This window comes from Thermogemmatispora tikiterensis, from assembly GCF_003268475.1.
Taxonomy (GTDB): domain Bacteria; phylum Chloroflexota; class Ktedonobacteria; order Ktedonobacterales; family Ktedonobacteraceae; genus Thermogemmatispora; species Thermogemmatispora tikiterensis.
Genome location: NZ_MCIF01000002.1, coordinates 2,829,843 through 2,850,021 on the forward strand (window position 1 = coordinate 2,829,843; position 20,179 = coordinate 2,850,021).

16 protein-coding genes are annotated in these 20,179 nt (G+C 59.3%); 7 read left to right on the top strand and 9 right to left on the bottom strand.

Annotated elements, in window-relative coordinates:
* Positions 1-19: 19 nt before the first annotated feature.
* From A4R35_RS25075 to A4R35_RS11445, 5 genes are all read left to right on the top strand, one after another.
* Positions 20-1,447, top strand: a complete 1,428-nt coding sequence (locus tag A4R35_RS25075) for a DnaJ domain-containing protein (protein WP_317615975.1) — start codon at positions 20-22, stop codon at positions 1,445-1,447.
* A gap of 180 nt (positions 1,448-1,627) precedes the next feature.
* A complete protein-coding gene (locus A4R35_RS11435) occupies positions 1,628-2,401 on the top strand; it encodes a glycosyltransferase family 2 protein (RefSeq protein ID WP_112429451.1) in 774 nt (257 codons plus the stop codon).
* A gap of 196 nt (positions 2,402-2,597) precedes the next feature.
* The gene (locus A4R35_RS11440; protein WP_112429453.1) at positions 2,598-3,593 is read left to right on the top strand and encodes a 2-hydroxyacid dehydrogenase; all 996 of its coding nucleotides are present in this window, start codon (positions 2,598-2,600) and stop codon (positions 3,591-3,593) included.
* 208 nt (positions 3,594-3,801) lie between these two features.
* On the top strand, positions 3,802-4,089 hold the full coding sequence (locus A4R35_RS23920; protein ID WP_146747191.1) for a hypothetical protein: 288 nt from the start codon (positions 3,802-3,804) through the stop codon (positions 4,087-4,089).
* Between the two features lie 324 nt (positions 4,090-4,413).
* Positions 4,414-5,343, top strand: coding sequence for a hypothetical protein (locus tag A4R35_RS11445; protein ID WP_112429455.1), 930 nt, complete (start codon positions 4,414-4,416; stop codon positions 5,341-5,343).
* A gap of 143 nt (positions 5,344-5,486) precedes the next feature.
* On the opposite strand, the gene groL is transcribed toward A4R35_RS11445, so the two are convergent.
* Entirely contained in the window at positions 5,487-7,115 is a 1,629-nt protein-coding gene (groL, locus tag A4R35_RS11450) for a chaperonin GroEL (protein WP_112429457.1), read from the bottom strand.
* A gap of 115 nt (positions 7,116-7,230) precedes the next feature.
* Positions 7,231-7,521 (bottom strand): co-chaperone GroES, encoded by a 291-nt coding sequence (groES, locus tag A4R35_RS11455; RefSeq protein ID WP_052887780.1) that lies wholly within the window; start codon positions 7,519-7,521, stop codon positions 7,231-7,233.
* Positions 7,522-9,083: 1,562 nt separating this feature from the next.
* Here groES and murI point away from each other — a divergent pair.
* Together murI and A4R35_RS11470 are read left to right on the top strand one after the other, a co-directional pair.
* The gene (murI, locus tag A4R35_RS11465) at positions 9,084-10,067 is read left to right on the top strand and encodes a glutamate racemase (protein ID WP_112429462.1); all 984 of its coding nucleotides are present in this window, start codon (positions 9,084-9,086) and stop codon (positions 10,065-10,067) included.
* A gap of 5 nt (positions 10,068-10,072) precedes the next feature.
* Complete coding sequence (locus tag A4R35_RS11470; RefSeq protein ID WP_112429464.1) at positions 10,073-10,741, top strand: phosphatase PAP2 family protein; 669 nt, start codon at positions 10,073-10,075, stop codon at positions 10,739-10,741.
* A 326-nt stretch (positions 10,742-11,067) separates the two neighbouring features.
* Here A4R35_RS11470 and nuoH read toward each other — a convergent pair whose 3' ends face one another.
* The 7 genes from nuoH to A4R35_RS11505 form a co-directional block, all read right to left on the bottom strand.
* Positions 11,068-12,465 (bottom strand): NADH-quinone oxidoreductase subunit NuoH, encoded by a 1,398-nt coding sequence (gene nuoH, locus A4R35_RS11475; protein WP_112429466.1) that lies wholly within the window; start codon positions 12,463-12,465, stop codon positions 11,068-11,070.
* 234 nt (positions 12,466-12,699) lie between these two features.
* The gene (locus A4R35_RS11480) at positions 12,700-13,851 is read right to left on the bottom strand and encodes an NADH-quinone oxidoreductase subunit D (protein ID WP_112429468.1); all 1,152 of its coding nucleotides are present in this window, start codon (positions 13,849-13,851) and stop codon (positions 12,700-12,702) included.
* Between the two features lie 268 nt (positions 13,852-14,119).
* A complete protein-coding gene (locus A4R35_RS24305; protein ID WP_189361684.1) occupies positions 14,120-14,290 on the bottom strand; it encodes a hypothetical protein in 171 nt (56 codons plus the stop codon).
* Between the two features lie 152 nt (positions 14,291-14,442).
* Positions 14,443-15,168, bottom strand: a complete 726-nt coding sequence (locus tag A4R35_RS11490; protein ID WP_112429472.1) for an NADH-quinone oxidoreductase subunit C — start codon at positions 15,166-15,168, stop codon at positions 14,443-14,445.
* Positions 15,159-15,527: an NADH-quinone oxidoreductase subunit A gene (locus A4R35_RS11495; RefSeq protein ID WP_223258301.1), complete on the bottom strand. Its 369-nt coding sequence runs from the start codon at positions 15,525-15,527 to the stop codon at positions 15,159-15,161. Before A4R35_RS11495 ends, A4R35_RS11490 begins: the two co-directional genes overlap by 10 nt.
* A gap of 217 nt (positions 15,528-15,744) precedes the next feature.
* Positions 15,745-18,447 (bottom strand): PP2C family serine/threonine-protein phosphatase, encoded by a 2,703-nt coding sequence (locus A4R35_RS11500; RefSeq protein WP_189361685.1) that lies wholly within the window; start codon positions 18,445-18,447, stop codon positions 15,745-15,747.
* A 59-nt stretch (positions 18,448-18,506) separates the two neighbouring features.
* Entirely contained in the window at positions 18,507-20,171 is a 1,665-nt protein-coding gene (locus A4R35_RS11505; RefSeq protein ID WP_189361686.1) for a protein kinase domain-containing protein, read from the bottom strand.
* Positions 20,172-20,179 lie beyond the last annotated feature (8 nt).

A 20,179-nucleotide genomic window follows, 5' to 3' on the forward strand; every position in this document is an offset into this window, starting at 1 on the left:
GCAGGCAACAGAGCCGGTCATGGAAAGGGACGAACTGGAAAACTACTACGCCATTCTGGGCGTACCAGCGGATGCTGATCAGGAGACGATCAAGCGCGCCTATCGACAACTGGCGCGGCGCTACCATCCTGATCTGGCCGGCCCCGAGGGGGCAACCCAGATGAAGCGTATCAATCGGGCCTATGCAGTCTTGAGCGACCCTCAGAAGCGGCAGCAGTACGACGTAGCCTTGGGGGGAGTGCTGGATGTGCGCAACGGCCAGCTGCGACCTCGCCGGCGCCCACAGCGCGTCGATCCACAGGAGGAGCTGGAGTTTGCCAGTCTGAGCATCTTCAGCACGCGCGGCCCCTTGCGCGCTGGTGCCCGCCTGCAGACGTCCCTGGGAGTGATCTCGGCCCTGGGCAGCGTTCAAACCAGGGATAACGATCTCTACATCGCCGCCGGCACTCTGGATGGCCAGGGAGCCATTTGGAGCCTGGCCCACAGCACTCAGCTCTCTCAGTTTCGCACTGATCCCGCTCTGACAGTCGAATCGCTGCGTGAACTGCGCTTTTCGCCGCACGGCGAGTTGTTGGCCGGCTGGGGGCGCCTTGGCCTGCACGTCTGGAATACACAAAGCGGCTCGCTGGTCTGGAGCTATCCCTTGCAGCAGCGCACCGTCTTCGACCATTACACGCTCGATCTGGCTTTTGTGGAGGAAGGAAGCGCTTCTAAGCCGCCGGCGGAATCGATCACGGATTCGTCCTCTCTGAGCCTGCGCCTCGCCCTTCCCTATCAGGCTGAGGACCCGCGCACCCCGCGTAAAGTGGGAGTGCGCGCTACCGATATCCTGCTTTACCAGCCCGGGCAGAGTACCGCCCCCCAGGAGAACCTGGTCTGCATCGAAGAGGAAATCGAGAAGCGGCAGTTTTGGGCAATTCGCCTGCGCGCCCTCTCGCGCGATACGCGCTCCTTACTGACGCTCTCCTGTGGGCATAGCCCGGGCAGCCAGGAGGAGGTAATCGTCGTCCGGCGCTGGGATCTTATGGCCCGCACACGCTTCGGGAACCGCCCACGTCCCCGTATTGTCACCTCTGTGCTGGCCGGAGCGTGTAGCGATTGTGCCCCACCCTATGCCGTCACGCCTGATCTACAGACAGTGGTTTTCGCAGCGCGACAGGAGCGTAATCGCGTGCGCGTGCAGGACCTGCGGGCCGCCACCTACTACGATCTCGCTGTCGGCACCCTGGGAGGCACTTCGCGTCTGGCGCTCTCCGACGACGCCAGTTGGCTGGCCGTGGCTCGCGAAGACAGCGAGATCAACGAGGGCGTGGTAGAGCTTTGGTCGCTGACAGCCGGGCAGCTCGTCCAGAAGCTCTACCATCCATGGCAGATCAGCGCCCTGCATTTTGCCGGTCGTCGCCTGCTCGTTGCTTTGACCGATGGCACGATTCAGCTGTGGGAATGAGCAGAGAGACCTGGCCACCGCCATTCATCAGGTCTGAGGCCGGGTCAGGAGAAAAAGTTCTACTCTTGGGCCCTACTATCCAGAGGGTTGTCATCCTGGATAAGGAGAGGAGCATGAACGGCAACATGCGCCTCCCATGCTCTCCACTCTGCAGCATCGGGAAGTGAGGTTACTGCAAGCATGCGCGTCTCGGTGGTTGTGCCTGTCTACAACGAGGAAACCACGGTGGCCCGGCTCCTGGAGGCCCTGGCCCGACTTCCTCTCGATCTGGAGGTGGTCATCGTCGATGATGCCTCCACTGACCGTACCTGGGACATCTTGCAGACACTGCGCCAGCAGCCACCTTTTGATCGCTACCGCTATGTGCGCCACAGCACCAATCAGGGAAAAGGTACAGCTCTGCGCACAGGCTTTGGCTACGCCACGGGCGACCTGGTCCTTATCCAGGATGCCGATCTGGAGTATGATCCACAGGATATCCCTCTGCTCGTAGAGCGCTGGACCACGGCAGGTCAGCCGCTCGCAGCTGTTTACGGCTGCCGTAATCTCTCTCAACAGCCCTGGCTGACACGCTGGGGCAATCGCTTTTTGACTGCGATCACTAATCTGCTCTACGGCTGCCGCCTCTCCGATATGGAAACTTGCTACAAGCTCATGCCACGCGCTGTGGTGCAGGCCCTCCCTCTCCAGGGACGCCGCTTCGAGATTGAACCAGAGATCACCATCTACCTGGTGCAGGCCGGCCTGACCATCCTGGAGGTCCCCATTCGCTATACTCCTCGTCAGGCGAAAAAACTCTCTCCCTGGAGAGACGGATGGCCCGCCCTCCTTATGCTCCTGCGTCGCCGCCTGGCGAAACCGTTCCACCTCCCGGTTACCCTTACCTGTCAGCAGACCGCTAGCACGGACGATCAGACGGATCCGACGAGAGGCTTGTCAGAGGTTATACAATAAAAAGAAAGTTCTATCCGGCATGGCTAGCGGTCACAATCAGACTGCGTCAGCTCATCTGTAAAACGGGGCGCCCCATACATAGGCAAGGCCTCCCAGCTTCAACTCGTTCAGGCAGACCACTGCTCCAGCAAGTCAGCAGTAGCAGTAGCAGTAGCAGCAGCAGCAACAAAGCAAGTAAGATTGGCAGGAGAGTGCTATGGCAGAACGTCCCAAAATCCTTGTGACCCAGCGTGTACCTGATGTTGCCTATCCGCCGCTGGAGACCATCGGCGAGGTAGAAGCCAACATGGAGGAAGGCCTGATCTGGCCCTACGAAGAGCTGCTCCGCCGCGGCCCCGGTCATGACTATATTTTTTGTCTGCTCACCGACCAGATCGATGCCCGCTTTCTGGAGGCTTGCGCCTCGGCCACACCACGCCTGAAGATGGTGGCCAACATGGCTGTTGGCTACAACAATATCGATGTCGAAGCTGCCACCCGCCTCGGTATAGCCGTCAGCAACACTCCGGGCGTCCTCTCCGATACTACCGCCGACCTGGCCTTCGGTCTGCTGATCGCCGTGGCTCGCCGTATCCCCGAGGCGGAGCGCTTTGTGCGCGCCGGTAAGTTCAAAGGCTGGGGTCCCCTGCTCTTCTGTGGCGCCGATGTTCATCACGCGACCCTGGGCCTGATCGGCGCCGGACGCATCGGGAAAATCGTCGCCAAGCGTGCCAGCGGCTTCGAAATGCGCGTCCTCTACTACGATGTCTACCGCTTGCCACCAGAGGAGGAGGCCACCTATCATCTCACTTATGCCCCGCTGGACGAGTTGCTGCGTGAGTCCGATTTCGTCAGTATTCATACACCCTACCTGCCTTCGACCCATCACCTGATCGGCGAACGAGAGCTGTCACTGATGAAGCCCACAGCCTACTTGATTAATACTTCTCGCGGGCCCGTCATCGATGAGAAGGCCCTGGTGCGCGCCTTGCAGGCGAAGCAAATCGCCGGCGCCGGCCTGGATGTCTATGAGCACGAGCCAGCCATCGAACCAGAGCTTCTGACAATGGACAATGTGGTATTGCTGCCACATATTGCCAGTGCCTCCTACGCGACGCGTAATCAGATGGCGCTGATGGCCAGTAATAACATCGTCGCCTACCACGAGGGACGTCGACCTCCTAACCTGGTCAATCCCGAGGTACTAGGCTAAGCCAAGCCTCAAGCAGACCTGGTCGACCAGCACCCAGGACAGCCAGGAGGGAAGGAGGCTCAAGCTACCCAGCTCCCGCTTCTGTAGGCAGAAGCGGCGGCAGGGTAGATGAAAAGGGAATCTCATTTGCCGCAGTACGGTTGACTTTTGCTGCAGACTCTTCTACTATGTCTTTAGCGGTCTGCCATCCTATCTGGACAGGAGGAAAGTGAGTGAGAGGATTCCCAGAGAGGGGGGCCAGCGGACGGTGAAGCGCACGGGAAGATTGCTCGCTAAGGAATCCGGCCTACGAGCCTCTATTGGCGGTGAGGAGCACCCTTATGTGCGTTGCGTCATTGCCGACCTCAACGACCCGAAACGCCATTTCGACTGCCGCGTGCTTGATGAGCAGGATCTGCCAGTAGCCATTGGCGAGCTGATCACCCTGGAGGTCATCAGGGCTATCACCGATCGTCGCAGTGGACAGGTCCGCTTTGACTGCCGTTGGGTCCGATAGCTCAGCTCATGGCCCTGGGCAGCCGGGTGATTGACACACACCGCACTGGTCGGTAGCCCCGACCAACCCGTCTGGATTGAGCCGAGCCGCACGGATCAGGCAAGGATGCACCGTCCACCAGGGAAGGAGCCGGTTCATCAGCCGAGCCAGCTCTCGCTGGCTAGTCAACCAGCAACCGGTCGAGCGTGAGGGAGAGGTGCCGGAGCACAGCAGGATGTCAGACCTCGTCCCGGTTGCAGCCATTCTATCCATCCATCTCTTGCGCAGACTGCATTCTCCGACGACAGCAGCTGTTGTCGGAACGAACATGAGAGAGGTGCAGCCATGACCTGCACGCAATGCAAGTTAGAACTACCAGTCTATGCTGTGGTCTGTCCTCAGTGCGGCGCAGCAGTCTCATCAGGAACATCAGCATATTACTCGTATCTTCCCGCCGATACACCCGCCTGGCCGCGCGACCCGCGCGAAGCCTCCGGTCCTTCGCTGCTGGTCAACAGTGCTGCTGTTCAGAATGCAGCCGCTACTTCAGCCGCCCAGGCTCGACCAGGATCACGCCCCAACCGCTGGCTCACAGCGATCGCCGTCCTGCTCCTGAGCTGTCTGCTCGGCGCCGGTTTTACGGTGGGACTACTCTGGGTCCACGGCTATTTTGCCCCCAAGGCTCCCGTGCGCAGCGTTCGGCTTCCCAGCCAGGCGCCGGCGGCGACCGCCACAGCAGGCACCCAGAACTCGACCACGAACGTTCTGCCCACGCCATCCTCCTTCAAGCCTTTGAGCAATGCCAGTAGTCAGTCACTGGGCCTAACCTTGAGCCTGCCCCAGGACTGGGTCGAGGGCCAGCTCAATACGTCCACTAGCGGAGTGAAAACGCTCACGCTTGATCCCCCTCAGAGTCTTTCAGTTCCTTTGAGCCTGCTGATTGTCCAATTTCCTAGCGATGCCAACCAGGCGTTTCCCAGCGCGCACGATCTTGACCAGTTTCTGATTCAGAACTTCGCCCAGGCCACCAGCCTGAGCAATCCGCAAGCCCTGACCAATACCCCACAGACACGCACCGTCGGGGGCCAGGACTGGAGCGAGGACGACGTGAGCTTCCCTCTGAACAACAACCAAAGCTTGCACCTCGTCACCTTGAGCGTCATGTACAAGCAACATTACTACAGCCTTCAGTTTTATGCCAGCAACGACGTCTTTGACGAGGCGATGCAAAAGTACTATAACCCGATGCTCGACTCGCTGCACTTCACCGCCTGAGCGAGGGCTGGGCAGGAGAGGCAGCCAGCTCACTAACAGCCAACGAGGCCCTCATCTTCTCCCAAAGACAGGGGGAAGAGGGCCTCGTACAGTCTAACCCTGTTCCCGTCCCAGAGCACCAGGGTGAAGCGGTTCGCTGAGTGCTAGTACTCAGGCATAGAAGGAGCAGCAGCCGCTTTCTCTTTCTCAGGCACGTCGGTGATGAGGGCCTCTGTCGTCAGGATCATGGCCGCGATGCTGGCCGCATTCTGCAGGGCTGAGCGGGTCACCTTGGCCGGATCAGTGATGCCGGCGGCAATCATGTCCTCATAGCGATCGAGCAGGACATTGTAGCCATAGTTGCGGTTGTTATGCTCGCGCTGGGCACGCAGAATGCCCTCGACCACGACCGAGCCATCCTTGCCACCGTTGATGGCGAGCTGGCGCACCGGCTCCTCCAGGGCGCGGCGCAGGATCTTTACCCCGGTCGCGGCGTCGCCGGTCAGTTCCAGCTTGTCCAAAGCCTCGATCGCATTGAGCAGGGCCACACCACCGCCGGGAACGATACCTTCCTCAACGGCGGCCCGGGCCGCCGACAGGGCGTCCTCCACGCGCGTCTGGCGATACTTCTGCTCCACCTCTGAGCCGGCCCCAACCTTGATCAGGGCCACGCCGCCGGCCAGCTTCGCCAGGCGCTCCTGCAGCTTCTCACGATCGTAGTCGCTGGTCGTCTCCTCGATCTGAGCCTTGATCTGACGGATGCGGGCCTGGATATCAGCGGGATTGCCACGGCCCTCGACGATGGTCGTCGTATCTCTGGTCGCCACCACACGGCGAGCCTGACCCAGATCGGCCAGCGTCACCGAATCGAGGCGGCGGCCCATCTCCTCACTGATCACCTGGCCGCCGGTCAGCGCTGCGATATCGCGCAGCATCTCCTTACGACGATCGCCGAAGCCTGGGGCCTTCACGGCCAGCACATTCAGCACCCCACGCACCTTGTTAACCACCAGCGTCGCCAGGGCATCCCCATCAACATCCTCGGCAATGATCACCAGCTCGCGTCGACCCTGCTGCGTGATCTTCTCCAGCACCGGTAGAATGTCGGCCACGGCGCTGATCTTGCGATCGGTAATCAGGAGATAGGGATTCTCAATGGCGGCTTCCTGCTTCTCGCTATTGGTCACGAAGTAAGCCGAGACGAAGCCCTTATCAAGCTGCATACCCTCGACAAACTCCGTCTCGAAGCTGGTACCGCGCGAGGCCTCAACGGTGATCACGCCATCCTTGCCGACCTTGTCCATCACATCGGCGATCAGCCTGCCAATCGTCTCATCTGCCGCGGAGTTCGTCGCAATATGAGCAATGTCCTCACGCGTCTGCACCGGGACAGCAACCGAACGAATGTAGTCGACAACCGCCTCGGTGGCGCGATCGATACCATACTTGAGCTGCATCGGATTGGCGCCAGCGGCCAGATTCTTCAAGCCTTCCGTGACGATGGCCTGCGCCAGGACGGTGGCGGTCGTCGTGCCATCACCGGCGACGTCGTTGGTCTTGGTGGCCGCTTCCTTCAGGAGCTGGGCCCCCATATTCTCAAAGGGGTCTTCCAGTTCGATCTCCTTGGCCACCGTGACGCCGTCGTGTGTAATGGAAGGAGCGCCAAACTTCTTATCGAGGGCGACGTTCCTCCCCTTGGGGCCGAGGGTCACCTTGACCGCAGCCGCGAGAATGTCGATCCCTCGCTTCAGAGAACGACGCGCCTCACTGTCAAATACTAGCTGTTTCGCCATGTATCGATTGTTCCTTCCTCTCTATCTTGGCTAAGCGATCGGTTGGTCGATTACCACGCTCTCCTCTCATTGAGAGATGGGAGCACCCAACATCTGGGAGGCTTCACGGCGGGGATCAGCTCAGAACGGCGAGAATATCGCTCTCTTTCAGGACCAGGTACTCCTCACCATCGAGCTTGAACTCGGTGCCACTGTACTTGGCAAAGAGCACACGATCGCCCTCGCGCACCTCCAACGCCGCCCGCTCACCATTATCCAGCAGCCGACCGCTCCCTACGGCGACGACGGTCCCTTCCTGGGGCTTCTCCTTGGCTGTATCAGGAATAACGATACCACTCTTAGTGACTTCTTCTTTGGCCGCGGGCTTCACCACCACGCGGTCGCCAACAGGACGGATCTTCGCCACGAACGTCTTCTCCCTTTCTTCCGCTAGTTTTTTACCGCTTCTCTCTATGCAGGACTCTCGCGTATCTCGCGCACGTACACAAGCGAACAAAGGGGCTATCAGGCGGGCCTTCACGCTAATAGGAGAGCCTCGCTTCTCCTCGCCTGCCACCTCGCCTCGTCACAGGCCAGGCCGCTTGCCACTCATCGCTGCACATGACCTCAGATTGGGCCTGGCGTAATGAATACTCCAGTCCCACTATCTGCGCGTTCGATCGGCAGCTGCATGATGGGGAGACAGCAGAACCGGGGGGCCACCGGAGCCGACGAGCCTCTCACGAGCACCCTTCTAGCAGCTCAGGACGGGCTTGTTTCCATCCCGTGCGGCTGGGCAGAATCCTCCTCGTGCTCAGGCATGTAGTGGATTACACCAGAGATATTGACTGAGCGATACTGTGAGTAGTCACAGTTGCAAGGGCCCCCTGCGGCACACCCGCTACAGCAATAAGCTTTGCCCTGCACGATCGTTGGAGACCAGCGAATCTCGATGTCGCAGTTCGCACAGCGCAGCGGCTGCGGTTGTGGCGCCCGCTGAGCACTCTGACCAGCGTTCCCTTGTGACCGATTGCTCGCTGCGTACATGGGTCCTCGCCTCTCCTTGCTGTCCAAGCAACACCTGAGCCTGCTTTGAGTATGCCACACCCCTCATTAGAGCTGCGTAGGAAAAGCATTAGAGGAGCGTAGGAAGAGTGTTAGAGAAGCGTTAGAATCCGGCCTGCCCGGCAAGCATCCTTGGGCATGCCTGTGCCCGACCTCCGCTTCCCCTGCTGTAGCTGAGCCTTTAGCCATCAGACTTTTTTCAGGAGTGGGACAGGTGGGGCCAGTGTGGTTGATCTCTTGTCTGGATCGTTCTATATAGAGTACCTGACTGATACGATCGGGATCTGCAGCCTCTGCGGGAGTCGCCTGAGACCAGTACCGTAGCGACCAGGCTGGTGGCAGTATGCAACGTGCATACTTCCGACTGCAGTTGCAACCCTGCGCTCCGCTCATTATGAGCAAGGCACCTCCGCCTGGCGCTGACGCCACACGCTGGCCTACTCTGCAGAAGCGAAGGTCGTCTTTTGTTGAGCCTATCTGACTATTGTGAGGAGAGCGAAGACAGGGAATGGGCAATCAGCAAGATGGACAAGCTACTCCTGGCTTTCAGGCTCATCCCCGTCAGCAATACCCGGTATCGTTGGCCAGGCCAACCTGGCTGAGTGAGAGCAAGGCAAGGAGCAGGCGAAGGCGGCCTTCAGCCGCTCCGAAGTTGCGCAGCAGCAATGCCGACGGATGGGTTGCATGTCCTGGGACAGTGGAGTATCCTAACGAAAAGGCCCTGGTGCCTCTTTGCCCGCCTCTATCTGGGCCGCTCGCCTGACCTTACGGTTGAGGAGCTTGGCTCTCCTGGTCAGCACCCTGCCTGCCAGCGCCTGCTCGTCAGCAAGCACTCCGCTCGCCTCCAGGATTATGCCAGGCGATCACCATCAGGGCCCGCGCTTTTCTATGTTATCACTATGATGATGGTTCTGCAGTAGTGTTATGCACAATAGTGATTCGAAACAATTATATGATGCTCCATCGAGTAGTAGGTTCCAAAGCGCCCATCTCCAGCAGGCGGTCGAGTCCCAGCTATCACAGCTGCCGACCCTGCAGGCCCCTGGAGCCGGCCAGGTCAGTGCCCCCATTGGGGTCTTTGACTCGGGGGCTGGTGGATTGACTATTCTCAGTGCCCTGCGGCAAGAGCTACCCGGCGAGGACTACATCTACGTCGGCGATACCGCTCACTGCCCTTATGGCCTGCGCAGTGAGGCGGAGATCACCCGGCTGGTGCTGGAGATCAGTCGCTTCCTGGTAGAACGTGGGGTGAAACTGATCGTTGTCGCCTGCAACGCCGCCTCACAAGCGGCCCTTGCCACCCTGCGCGCTACCTTTCCCGTACCGTTCGTCGGGGTAGTGCCCGCCGTGAAGCCAGCAGCACGCCTGACACGCAAGGGGCGCATTGGTATCATCGCTACGAATCAAGCAGCACGCTCGCCCTACCTGCAACAGTTAATTGCCAACTTTGCTCGCGAGATTGAGACCTATAGCCACGGCTGCTCTGAGCTGGTGACCCTCGTCGAGCGCGGTGAGCTGGATACGCCAACGGCGGAGGAGGTCGTGCGCCAGGCTCTGAGGCCCGTACTCAGCAAGGATATCGATGTGCTGGTGTTGGGATGCACGCATTTCCCGGCTTTACGCCCGGTGATCGAGCGCGTGGCCGGCAGCAACGTCCAGGTCATCGACAGCGGAGCGGCTATTGCTCGCCGGACACGCTCCGTGCTGGAAGCCGCCGCGCTGCTGAAGCCCTCGACCAATCAAGGAGGCCAGGACCCCAACGGCAGACTGGAAGTATGGTGCAGCGGTGAACCCGCCTCTTTCCGCCAGATCGCTTCCAGAATTCTGGGCTATCCTGTCGTGGTACAACAGGCCAGCCAGCTCGCCCAGTCAACTACTAGCGCCGCTCACGAGGAAGAGAAAGAGTGATTGCGATGAACAGCCGCCGTCTGACTCAGATGCCCAAAGAAGATGCCGCCGGCCTTCAACTTGGTGAATTTGATATGACTGATAGTGAGTCTTTACGCCTACGGATCGCACGACACGTTTCCAACGTTCTTGCGCCTTTTTCAATCTCTTTGCCGCTGGTAACACTGGTAGCGCTTTACCATAGCGCAGATCCGCGCTATGCTCTGGCCTGCGCCTTTATCACTCTCTTTTTCCTGAGTCTGGGCCCCCTGCTCTATATCGCCATCGGCGTCCACACTGGTCGGCTCTCCGATCTGGAAATCACACGCCGCTCTGAGCGCATGGGTCCTTATCTGTTCTCTATCTCCTCGGCCACCGTCGGTCTCTTTGTCTTGCAGACCCTCCACGGACCTTATAATTTGATGACGCTGCTGATCATTACAATCGCCAGCGGTATCGTGATGCTTTTCATCACGCTCTGGTGGAAAATCAGCGTCCACGCCTCCTCAATGGCCAGCGCCGCAACTCTGCTGACCGCCATGTATGGCTCAGTGATGCTGCCGCTCTTCCTGCTCCTCATCCTGGTAAGCTGGTCAAGAGTAGTTCTGCGCCGGCATACGGTGGCCCAGGTAACGTTCGGCGCTCTCCTGAGTATCCTGCTCACCACTCTCATTCTCAAGCTGCGGGGACTCTAGACACCAGCCGCTCGCGGGCAGCCTCTCGGCCTGTGCTGAGCGGCTCTCTCTTCATCAGCACGGGGACGGAAGGGGAAAAAGCCAACAGGGACGGAAGAAACCAGCAAGGACAGGGACCGCAATGAGCGAGGCAGGAAATCTGTCCAGCCGCTGCTGGCTCTGACAGCTTCCTGCCCCCTCTTCATCAGTATGCTCGCCTGGAGGGAGATACCGGCCTACGGCGGCGACAACGATAGAGCAGAGCAATGGCCGCCATTGATGAGCCATCGCTCTACCCGCTGGCTCCCGCCTCCTCCATCTAGCCGGTATCCCACTCCCTATCACCTTTACCTGCCGCTGCTGGCGCCGGCACCAGTTACACCAGCTCGCTCTGGCTCAGGTAGACGTGGGGCAGCGGGAGACGGTGCAAGGGCCACCAGGCGCTGGCGGGCCCGAACAGCCGGAGCCACCGCACGTCGCGTCGAGGCTGTCGTCGCCCGGCTTACCACCCAGAAGAAGCCAAAGAGCATCAGCCAGTTGACGACCCCCAGGACCACCAGGAAGACCACGTTCGAGACCCCAAGGGCGTTCAGGAGCAGATAGAGCGCTCCTGTAAGGACAATGTTGACCAGGGTCGTGGGGATCAGGATCAGCCAGGCAAACTGCATTAGCTGATCAGCACGCAGGCGCGGCAGGGTGGTCCGCACCCAAATGAACACTCCGCAGAGCAGGTAGATCTTGAGGATAAAGTAGAAGAGCGCAAGCAGGTTGCCCAGGACTTGCCAGCCAATGGCCATACCAGGCGCTGTCAGGAAGGCCACCCCTGGACCTGACCAGCCACCGAGGAAGAGCATGGCAGTGATCGCCGAGACAATCGTCATATTGCCATACTCACCCAGGAAGAAGAGGGCCCAGCGCATGCCACTGTACTCAGTGAGGTAGCCCGCCACCAGCTCTGACTCAGCCTCTGGCAGATCAAAAGGTGAGCGGTTCGTCTCGGCAAGTCCACAGGTATAGTAGATCAAAACGAGCAACGGCTGCACCAGAATAAACCAGGCCCAGGGAGTGAAGCCCTCGAAGATGAAGTCCCAGACTGGGTTGCCCTTGCCCGGCCAGCTCTGCGCCATCTGGAAATTCATAATGTCCTTGATAGCAATGGTGCCGAGCCCATTGTCGCGCAGGATGCTGGTCAGCATCACAATGCTGACCAACGAGAGAACGAGCGGCAACTCGTAAGAGATCATCTGAGCTGCGGAGCGCAGGCCTCCGATGAGGGCATACTTATTGTTGGAGCCCCAGCCCGCCATGATCACGCCCACTACATCCAGCGAACTCATAGCGATCAAGTAGACAATACCTGTCGCCAACGGCGCTCCTGGCAGGCTGATATAGGGCGAGAACGGCAGCACGGCAAACGAGGCAATCACTGGGGCAAGGAAAACCGAAGGGGCCAGGATAAAAATAGCCTTATCGATTTTACCAGCATGAATATCTTCTTTGAGTAGCAATTTGCCCACGTCAGCCACTGTTTGTAACAGGCCCCACGGCCCCGTGTGCAGCGGGCCATAGCGATCCTGCATCCAGGCCATGACTTTGCGCTCGGCCAGGATCAGAATCACTGCACTTGTCATCACGAAGCCAAAGATGGAAACAAACACCACCACGAACTCGAGAAACTCCCAGGAAAGGATGCCGTGGAGGAGCTGCTCCCACCAGACTTCGGCTAATACAACTCCACCGGACATAGGATACACTCCACTCTCTTACCTTGCATCAGAGCGCCCACGGGCAAGTCATGCGCCCCCGCCTCTCTGCTTGACAGCTCCATCCGTCTACTCTTTTGCTTTTCATAGCAGGCTGCCAGCCGTGGTCACCGCTGATAGAAAGGAGCGGTTGCCCGGCCCGGAGCCTGCAAGTATTGACAGGGCCAGTGGCCCTGTTCTGGCGGGAGGCGCAGCTGGTTGCCTTGCCTGAGAGCGTTAACGATCGACCTCTCCCAGCACAATATCCAGGCTTCCCAGAATGGCCACGACATCGCTCATCTTATGGCCGCGCAGCAATTCGGGCAGGATCTGCAGGTTCACAAAGGAAGGCCCACGAATCTTGGCCCGCCACGGGTACTCACTGCCATCGCTGATAAAGTAGATGCCCAGCTCGCCCTTGCTGCTCTCAATGGCGAAGTAGGTCTCTCCGCGCGGCGGACGGAGCGCAATCGGCGTCCGCGTTGAAATCGGGCCACCCGGAAGCTGATCCATTGCAACCCGCACCAGGCGCAGGCTTTCAGCCATCTCCTGCATCCGCACCCGATAGCGCGCATAGCAGTCGCCCTCCTGGCGCACCTGGGGATTGACCTTGATTTCCCGATAGGCCATATAGGGACGATTGACTCGCAGGTCCCAATTCACGCCACTGGCGCGCAGCATCGGACCGGTCAGTCCATAGGCAATGGCTTGCTGTGAATCAACATAACCGACGCCCTGCGTGCGCGCTTCGAAAATCTCGTTTCCCGTGATCAGGGTCTCTAGCTCTTGCAGATTCTTCTCAAACTGATTGCACCAGGCTTCACATTGCTGGAGCCAGCCCTTGGGAAAATCATGCAGGACGCCGCCCACGCGCATATAGTTGACATTAAAGCGGCTCCCTCCCAGGGCTTCGAAGAGCGAGAGAATGCCCTCGCGATCGCGGAAGGTCCATAGAATTGGCGTAAAGGCGCCCAGGTCGAGCAGATAGGTGCCGATGGCCACCAGATGGCTGGCGATGCGCTGCAGCTCATTGGTGATCAGGCGAATATATTGGGCACGGCGTGGTGGCTCAATGCCCATTAACTGCTCGACCGCCCCCACATAGGCGGTCTCGTTGAGCATCGGTGAGAGATAGTCGGCATTGTCCATATAGCGAATGCCGGCCATCACCGTGCGATTCTCCAGAATCTTTTCAATGCCACGATGGAGGTAGCCAATAACCGGCGTACAATCCACCACTGTCTCACCCTCTAGGGTGAGAACGAGGCGTAGAACTCCGTGAGTACTTGGATGCTGCGGCCCCATGTTGAGGATCATCTCCTCGGAGCGCAGCTCACCGGGCGCTACCCCTTCGAGGGGAGGTCTATTTACACCTTGATTGGTCGCCATAGCTTCCTCGCAGCTCTTTGGTCTCGCTCAGCAGGTAGTAGAGGTAGTCAGTGTTCAGTGTGCGCAGCGGGCAGGCATGCGTGACATACCACTGACTGTGCTGTAGTACCTCGGCACGGCTCTCCAGCCGCTGAGGCAGGATGAACTTCAGTCTTCTCTTCTCGCTGCTAGCTGGCTAGCTGGCTGACCGATTGACAGGTAGGGCAGCAACCTGACCAGAATGGCAGGCGAGGCGCATCCTGGTCCAGGCAGCCACTGGGCAAGCATCTCAGCGCCGTCGCCTCCTGGAGAGGCGGAAACTGAAGTTGACGGTCCAGAGCAGCGCCAGAAACGCCGCCATCGCAGCGTAGAGTACGCGGTTCGGATCTCGCTGCAAGCTCACATAAAAGATGATTGCCAGACCCCAGAAGGCCAGCGCCAGAAAGAGAGACCAGAGCAAGCTACGTAACTCGAATGCTGAGCGGGCAGCAAGTGGTCGCCCCTTTTGTTCTGGCCCCTGCCCTTGTGGTAGCTCAGCGCGCTCAGTGCGCCTGCCAGCCTTCGCTGAGGCTCTGGCTCTGGTTCCTTTGCTGCTCCCCCTGCTGCTGGCCATCAGCGAGCCTGGCCCTCCGTCGAACCTGAACGCGCCTCTCCTTCTTCCTCTTCGTGCTCGTGAGCATGGGAAGCATGGCCAAAGGTCGGCGTCCCTGGATGCAGTCGCTCTAGCTTGCCCTGACCAAACTTCTTCTGCACTACATGCTCGACCCCACGCTGCTGATACTGGCCAGCGACCGCCATATTGGGATCAACCTGGGTTGTCGCCGGCGGCTTGACCGTCAGAGGCACCTGATGGAAGCTCTTGCGTAGTGGGTACCCCTCGAAGTCGTCATCGAGCAGCATGCGTCGTAGGTCGGGATGTCCCGTAAAACGGATACCGAACAGATCATAGGTCTCTCGCTCCAGCCAGTTGGCCGTTGGCCAGACCGAAACGACGCTCTCCACCTCCGGGTTCTCGGCATCCAGGCGCACTTTGACTTGCAAGAGCGAGCCGCGTGTGGTCGAACGCACATGATAGACCGTTTCTAGGTGGTCAAGCATGTCAACCCCGGAGATGCAGCTGAGCAGGTCAAAGCCAAGCTGATCGCGGAGAAAGCGACAGACGGCAACCAGATGGGCACGATCAACCTCGATGCCCAGATAATTGCCTTTCATCACCCGCGGCACCACCGGCTGACCGGTGATCTGCGCCAGCGGCGCCAGGTCACGCGTAAGCTCGGCTAGCTCGTCACTGTAGTCAGCGGCGCTCGGAATCGGCGAAACTCGCGGTACTATATCCATCGGATCACTCCCTTGCGCCAGGCATAGACCAGACCGAGCGCGAGCACAATAATAAAGAAGAGTATCTCAAAAAAGCCAAAGATACTCAGGCTTTTGAAGAGGACAGCCCAGGTGATAATAAAGACAATATCGACATCGAAGGCAACGAAGAGCAAGGCAAAGATATAGAATCCCAGCGGATACTGGACCCAGGCCGAGCCGATCGGCACCTCGCCTGACTCATAGGTCTGCAGCTTCTCCGGGGTCCTGCGTCTGGGAGCCAGCAGATTCGCGACCGTCATTGTGACCAAGACAAAAGTGAAACCAGCGGCCAGCAGAATCGCGGCATAAAGATACCCAGTACTGGTAGTTAGTGACACACGCCTTCCTCCAGCTGTCGGACCCTTCTTTACGAAGGAAAAGAGGGTCAGAAGATGCTGCAAAGATTATAGCACAGGGTTGAACAGGCGACAAACAGGCTGACTGACTTGACCCTCTCCGACCCAGGAGGGCCAACAGCAGAAAGTAAGCGCCAGGAGCAGGCTTCTCTCTCCTGGCGCGCCTCTGCTGCAATCGATCGCCTCTGCTACTATGCTGTCAGCTCTGCGGCAAGGTAGGGAGAGCAAACTGATCAGGTTGAGCAAGGACCTGCAGGCTGGACACGCTCTTTGCCCGCGTGCCTTCGACGAGCTGTACCACGATGACGGAAATGTTATCCTCGCCACCCCCATCGAGCGCGAGCTGCACCAGATCGTCAACGAGCTGCTGAGGATCAGCGGGCTTGCGCAGCACGGCCTCGATGTGAGGATCACGAGTCATATCCCAGAGGCCATCGGAGCAGAGCAAGAGTTTATCGCCGGGCAGCAATTCTTCCCGGAAAGGGTCAACCTCGACGATTGGCTTCTCTCCCAGGCTCCGATAGATCTGGTTGCGCTTCGGATGGGTATAGATGTCCTCGGGCTTGATAATGCCCGCTTCCACCAGGCTGGCAACGACCGAATGATCCTGCGTCACCTTCTTGAGGCCCCTGCCCTCGCGATAGAGATAGGTGCGACTATCACCCACATTGGCAACATAGGCAACAGAGCCGATAACCAGTGCCGTGGTCATGGTGGTTCCCATATCAGCATGCTCGCGCAGGTTCTGCTCATGGAGGGTCTGATTGGCCGACTGCACCCCCTCTACCAGGAGACGCTGGTAGTCGTTGTTGCTCAGCTCGTGCTCGCGTAGCAGCGAAGGCAGCACATAGTCGACAATGGTTTGAATGGCCAGGCGGCTGGCATCCTGCCCATTGGCATGGCCTCCCATACCATCGGCCACGACAAAGAGGCCCCAGGGCTGCAGCTGTCCCCCGAGTTGCCTCCCTCCTAGAATGGCAAGCAAATTGTCCTCATTCGGCTTATGACGTCGCTTGATACCCGGATCAGTGCGATGACCAACCACCAGCTGAAGGCTCTTCATCCGCTGTCTTCCTCTTATGACCTGGGTTTTGCCCTCCGATCTCGCTGCGGCGGGGGCAATGATCGCTTGCGTCGGTTGCTCGCTGAGCGGCGGCAAGACAAATGTGGGTTGATCGCTGAGCGAGGGCGATGGGGCGGATTGAGCAGACGGCGGAGACGCAGAGAAAGCTGCCGTTTGCACCTCGTTCGCCGCCGGCATATCTGGTCCTGGCACCGGCGGCACCGACTGAGGAGCTGCTGCCTCCGGTGGCACGAGCGCGCGGAGACGCAGGCCCGAGGTCGAAGGTGACAGCAAAACCCCACATGAGGGACAATACTCAACTCCTCGACTGACCTGTTGTTTACAACGCGGACAGTGCAGCACAGTCCCAGGTCCAGCTGTTGTCGTCGCTGCCGCCGCTCTTTCATCTCTCTCCACCGGGCTTTGCTGTAGCCTCGCAGCAGGGGCCGCCACTGGCGGCTGCGCCTGGAAGGTCCTGGCTCGTTGACGCTGACGCTCCGCTTCTAGATCGGCCTGGCGCTTGGCTTCCTCCTCTTCTTTGCGGAAGCGCTCCAGCTCCCTGCGCCTCCTAACGCGCCCCACCGTGAGGGTGATGAAGAGCAGAATCAGTACCAGAAGCAGTAAACCAACTAAGCCCCCCCAGACAAGGAGCGGGAGACCTGCGAAAGCGCCCTCGCTGCCTGCCCCCTGGGGCTGAGCCTGAGCGCTTGTTGGAGCCTGCAGACGCTGATTAATCAGCTGCAGGAATTGTTGGGCCCCTCGCAGCTGGTTTTGGCTGAGGGTGAGGACTTGCTGAAACTCCCCTTTGGCCTGCTGATACTGGCCACGATAATAGTCCTGGATGCCGCTTCGCCAGTGAGCGAGGAGCGGATTAGCCGGCGCCGCTAGCAGGTTGAAGCCACGTAGCAGAACATCCACTTGACTGGCGTCACTGGCCTCGCCGCTGAGAAGTTGCAAGCCGACTACCTGGCCGGCCTGGTTGATGATTGGCATACCCGCCTCCTGTAGCTCACCAGGTGTCGAGGTGGCGGTGTTTACAGGTTGCTCCTGCCCCCCGACCAGCTCGGGGATGAGAAAGTTCGGCGCCTGGTTGGCTTGAGTCGGCGGGGTACCGCTGGCATCAGTCAGCTCCAGTCCAAAGGTCGTCGTCTGCCCCACCGAGGAGAGCGATGCCAGGTCTGCATAAGGTAGAACATAGGCGCTATGGAAAGGGACCAGCACCAGAGCATGGGCACAATTGCTCAGTTCTATCGGGCAACTACTGCCCCCGTTGGGGAGCAACTGGCCACGATTGGAGCAGCTCAGCGGAGAGCCAGCGCAGGTAATGTGGGTTAACAGGGCCCCCAGCCCGGTCGAGCTGCTATAGATATCAATCGAGGTCAATTGATCTGGGAGGCTGCCGGTGCTGCCGCTATTGCCACAGAGGCGCTGCCTGCTCACCAGGTCTCCGTCGGTTAAGACCCACGCGTTCAGGTCATCTGCTCCCCGCGGCTGCCAGCTTCTGACAAGTATTCCCAAGCCTGTGCACTGAGTGCCCGGTAGACTCAGCGGCACCGGCTCATCGGATACACTGCCCTCCGAGGTAGACATGAGGGGCAGTTGACCGCTGCTCGCGTGGCCGGGACTATAGGTCACTAGCAAACGTACCACTGCTGCCCCTACAAGGTCAAGCACCTGACTTTTCCCGACGTCGACACCCCCGCCTCCAGGAGCAGCGACTGCAGCAACAGGCCACAGGAGCTGTAAGGCGATGAGAAGCGCGCCAAGCAAGGGACCAAGCACGGTTGACAGCAGGCCGATGTTTTTCCTTTCCGCGGAACACAGCTGATACGTACTCATCGGCACTTTCTCCCTTACATCCAAAGCTGACGAAATGCGCCGAAGGAGCAAATAGTTTCTCATCGTCCTAACCTGGCTTGCAGGCGCTGTAACATGGCCTGAGCCGCCTGATTGGTGGGCATAGCCCCAACAACATAGCGGCACTCACGCAGGGCATCACCGAGCTTGTTCTCCCGCTCATAGACCTGGCTCAGGAGAAAGCGCGTCTGATGATCAGCGGGATTAATAATCAGGACCTGCACAAAGCTCCGCTCCGCTAGCGATAGCTGATTGAGTCGCCAGGCCAGCTGGCCAATCTCATAGTGCAAAGCAGCGAGCAGAGTTGGAACTTTGGGTGTCAGTCGCAGAGCCTCTTGAAACTCTCGTAGGGCGGGCTCCAGCTGATTCAGTCGTTCGTAGCACTGCGCAAGGCGCTGATGGGCTTCGAAATCGTTGGGATTCAGACGCAGAGACTGAGTGTAGGCCGTAATGGCATCGCCAGGGCGCATGAGAATAAAATGGTAGACATCGCCCACTAGCTTATGCGTCTCAGCATCATTGGGATTGAGCTGGACAGAACGGTTGTAGGCTTGAATGGCCCGCTGGGGATCAGGCGGCTGGCGACGCGCGAAAACCTGCCCAAAGATCTTATGGACCAGGGCATTGTCTGGCTCCAGAGCATAAGCCTGCTGGACAGCAGCATAAGCTGCCTCGATGCGCCCGGCCTGCAGCTGGGCTTGCGCCGTGAGAATGAATTGCCCGGCTGGGCCGGTGGTACCACCGACTGGCAGAGCTACCTGCCGCGGCGTTGCAGGCGAGGCTGCTACTGTTGGCGGCACGCTGCTCGCCAACGGAGGCACAACCTTGATCGGCGGCAGGCTCAAAATCGCCCGTTCCATCTCCGCAGCGCTCGACCAGCGCTGCTCTACATTAGGCGAAAGCGCCTTCATGATGACTTGCTCGAACTCGGGCGAGACATCGGGACGCAAGCTTCTCAGCGGTGGGAACGAGAAGATCGTCGGCCTATTGTTGGCCGCATCGTGATGCGTCAGGAGACGATGCAACGTTGCCCCCAACGCATAAATGTCGCTGCGTGGTTCTGGCATCCCATGCAGCTGCTCCGGCGGCGCATAGCCAATGGTCATAATGATCGTGGCCTGGCGCTGCGACTGGAAGGTACGCGCAATCCCAAAGTCTATCAGCTTGATCTCATCGCGGTCCGTGACCATGACGTTCGAAGGCTTCAGGTCACGGAAGATAATCGGCGGATTTTGGCGATGCAGGTAGCTCAAAACATTGCAGATCTGCTGCGCCCAGCTCCTGGCACGCGCCTCGGGCACACCCCGCGCCCCGTTGACTCCTACGACATTCCCCTCCTCCTCCAGCACTTTGGCCAGCGTGCGCCCCTCGATGAAGTCCATCACCAGATAATGGCGCCCCTCTTCCACAAAGAAGTCGCGTACGCGCGGGATACAGGGATGATTCAAATCAAGCAACAGGGTTGCCTCTCGTTTGAACCACTCGACCGCCTGGCTCCGCTCCACCTCGCTCTGAAAATCGTCCAGCATTTCTTTGACTGCACAGGGACGTTCAAAGCGCAGATCGATCGCGCGATACACAGCTCCCATACCGCCCGCCGCCACCAGGTGCTCAATTTTATAGCGTCCATTCGACAGCAAGACCCCAGGGCTGAGGCGCATGACCCCAGCCCCCGCTGCCTGTGATCCGACACTCGCCGGCGTCACACTACCCG

Bases quoted from the DNA above. Each gene is read 5' to 3' on its own strand.
- A4R35_RS25075 (WP_317615975.1), top strand. From the start codon at position 20: ATGGAAAGGGACGAACTGGAAAACTACTACGCCATTCTGGGCGTACCA.
- A4R35_RS11435 (WP_112429451.1), top strand. From the start codon at position 1,628: ATGCGCGTCTCGGTGGTTGTGCCTGTCTACAACGAGGAAACCACGGTG.
- A4R35_RS11440 (WP_112429453.1), top strand. From the start codon at position 2,598: ATGGCAGAACGTCCCAAAATCCTTGTGACCCAGCGTGTACCTGATGTT.
- A4R35_RS11445 (WP_112429455.1), top strand. From the start codon at position 4,414: ATGACCTGCACGCAATGCAAGTTAGAACTACCAGTCTATGCTGTGGTC.
- groL (WP_112429457.1), bottom strand. From the start codon at position 7,115: ATGGCGAAACAGCTAGTATTTGACAGTGAGGCGCGTCGTTCTCTGAAG.
- murI (WP_112429462.1), top strand. From the start codon at position 9,084: ATGCACAATAGTGATTCGAAACAATTATATGATGCTCCATCGAGTAGT.
- A4R35_RS11470 (WP_112429464.1), top strand. From the start codon at position 10,073: ATGAACAGCCGCCGTCTGACTCAGATGCCCAAAGAAGATGCCGCCGGC.
- nuoH (WP_112429466.1), bottom strand. From the start codon at position 12,465: ATGTCCGGTGGAGTTGTATTAGCCGAAGTCTGGTGGGAGCAGCTCCTC.
- A4R35_RS11480 (WP_112429468.1), bottom strand. From the start codon at position 13,851: ATGGCGACCAATCAAGGTGTAAATAGACCTCCCCTCGAAGGGGTAGCG.
- A4R35_RS11490 (WP_112429472.1), bottom strand. From the start codon at position 15,168: ATGGATATAGTACCGCGAGTTTCGCCGATTCCGAGCGCCGCTGACTAC.
- A4R35_RS11500 (WP_189361685.1), bottom strand. From the start codon at position 18,447: ATGAGTACGTATCAGCTGTGTTCCGCGGAAAGGAAAAACATCGGCCTG.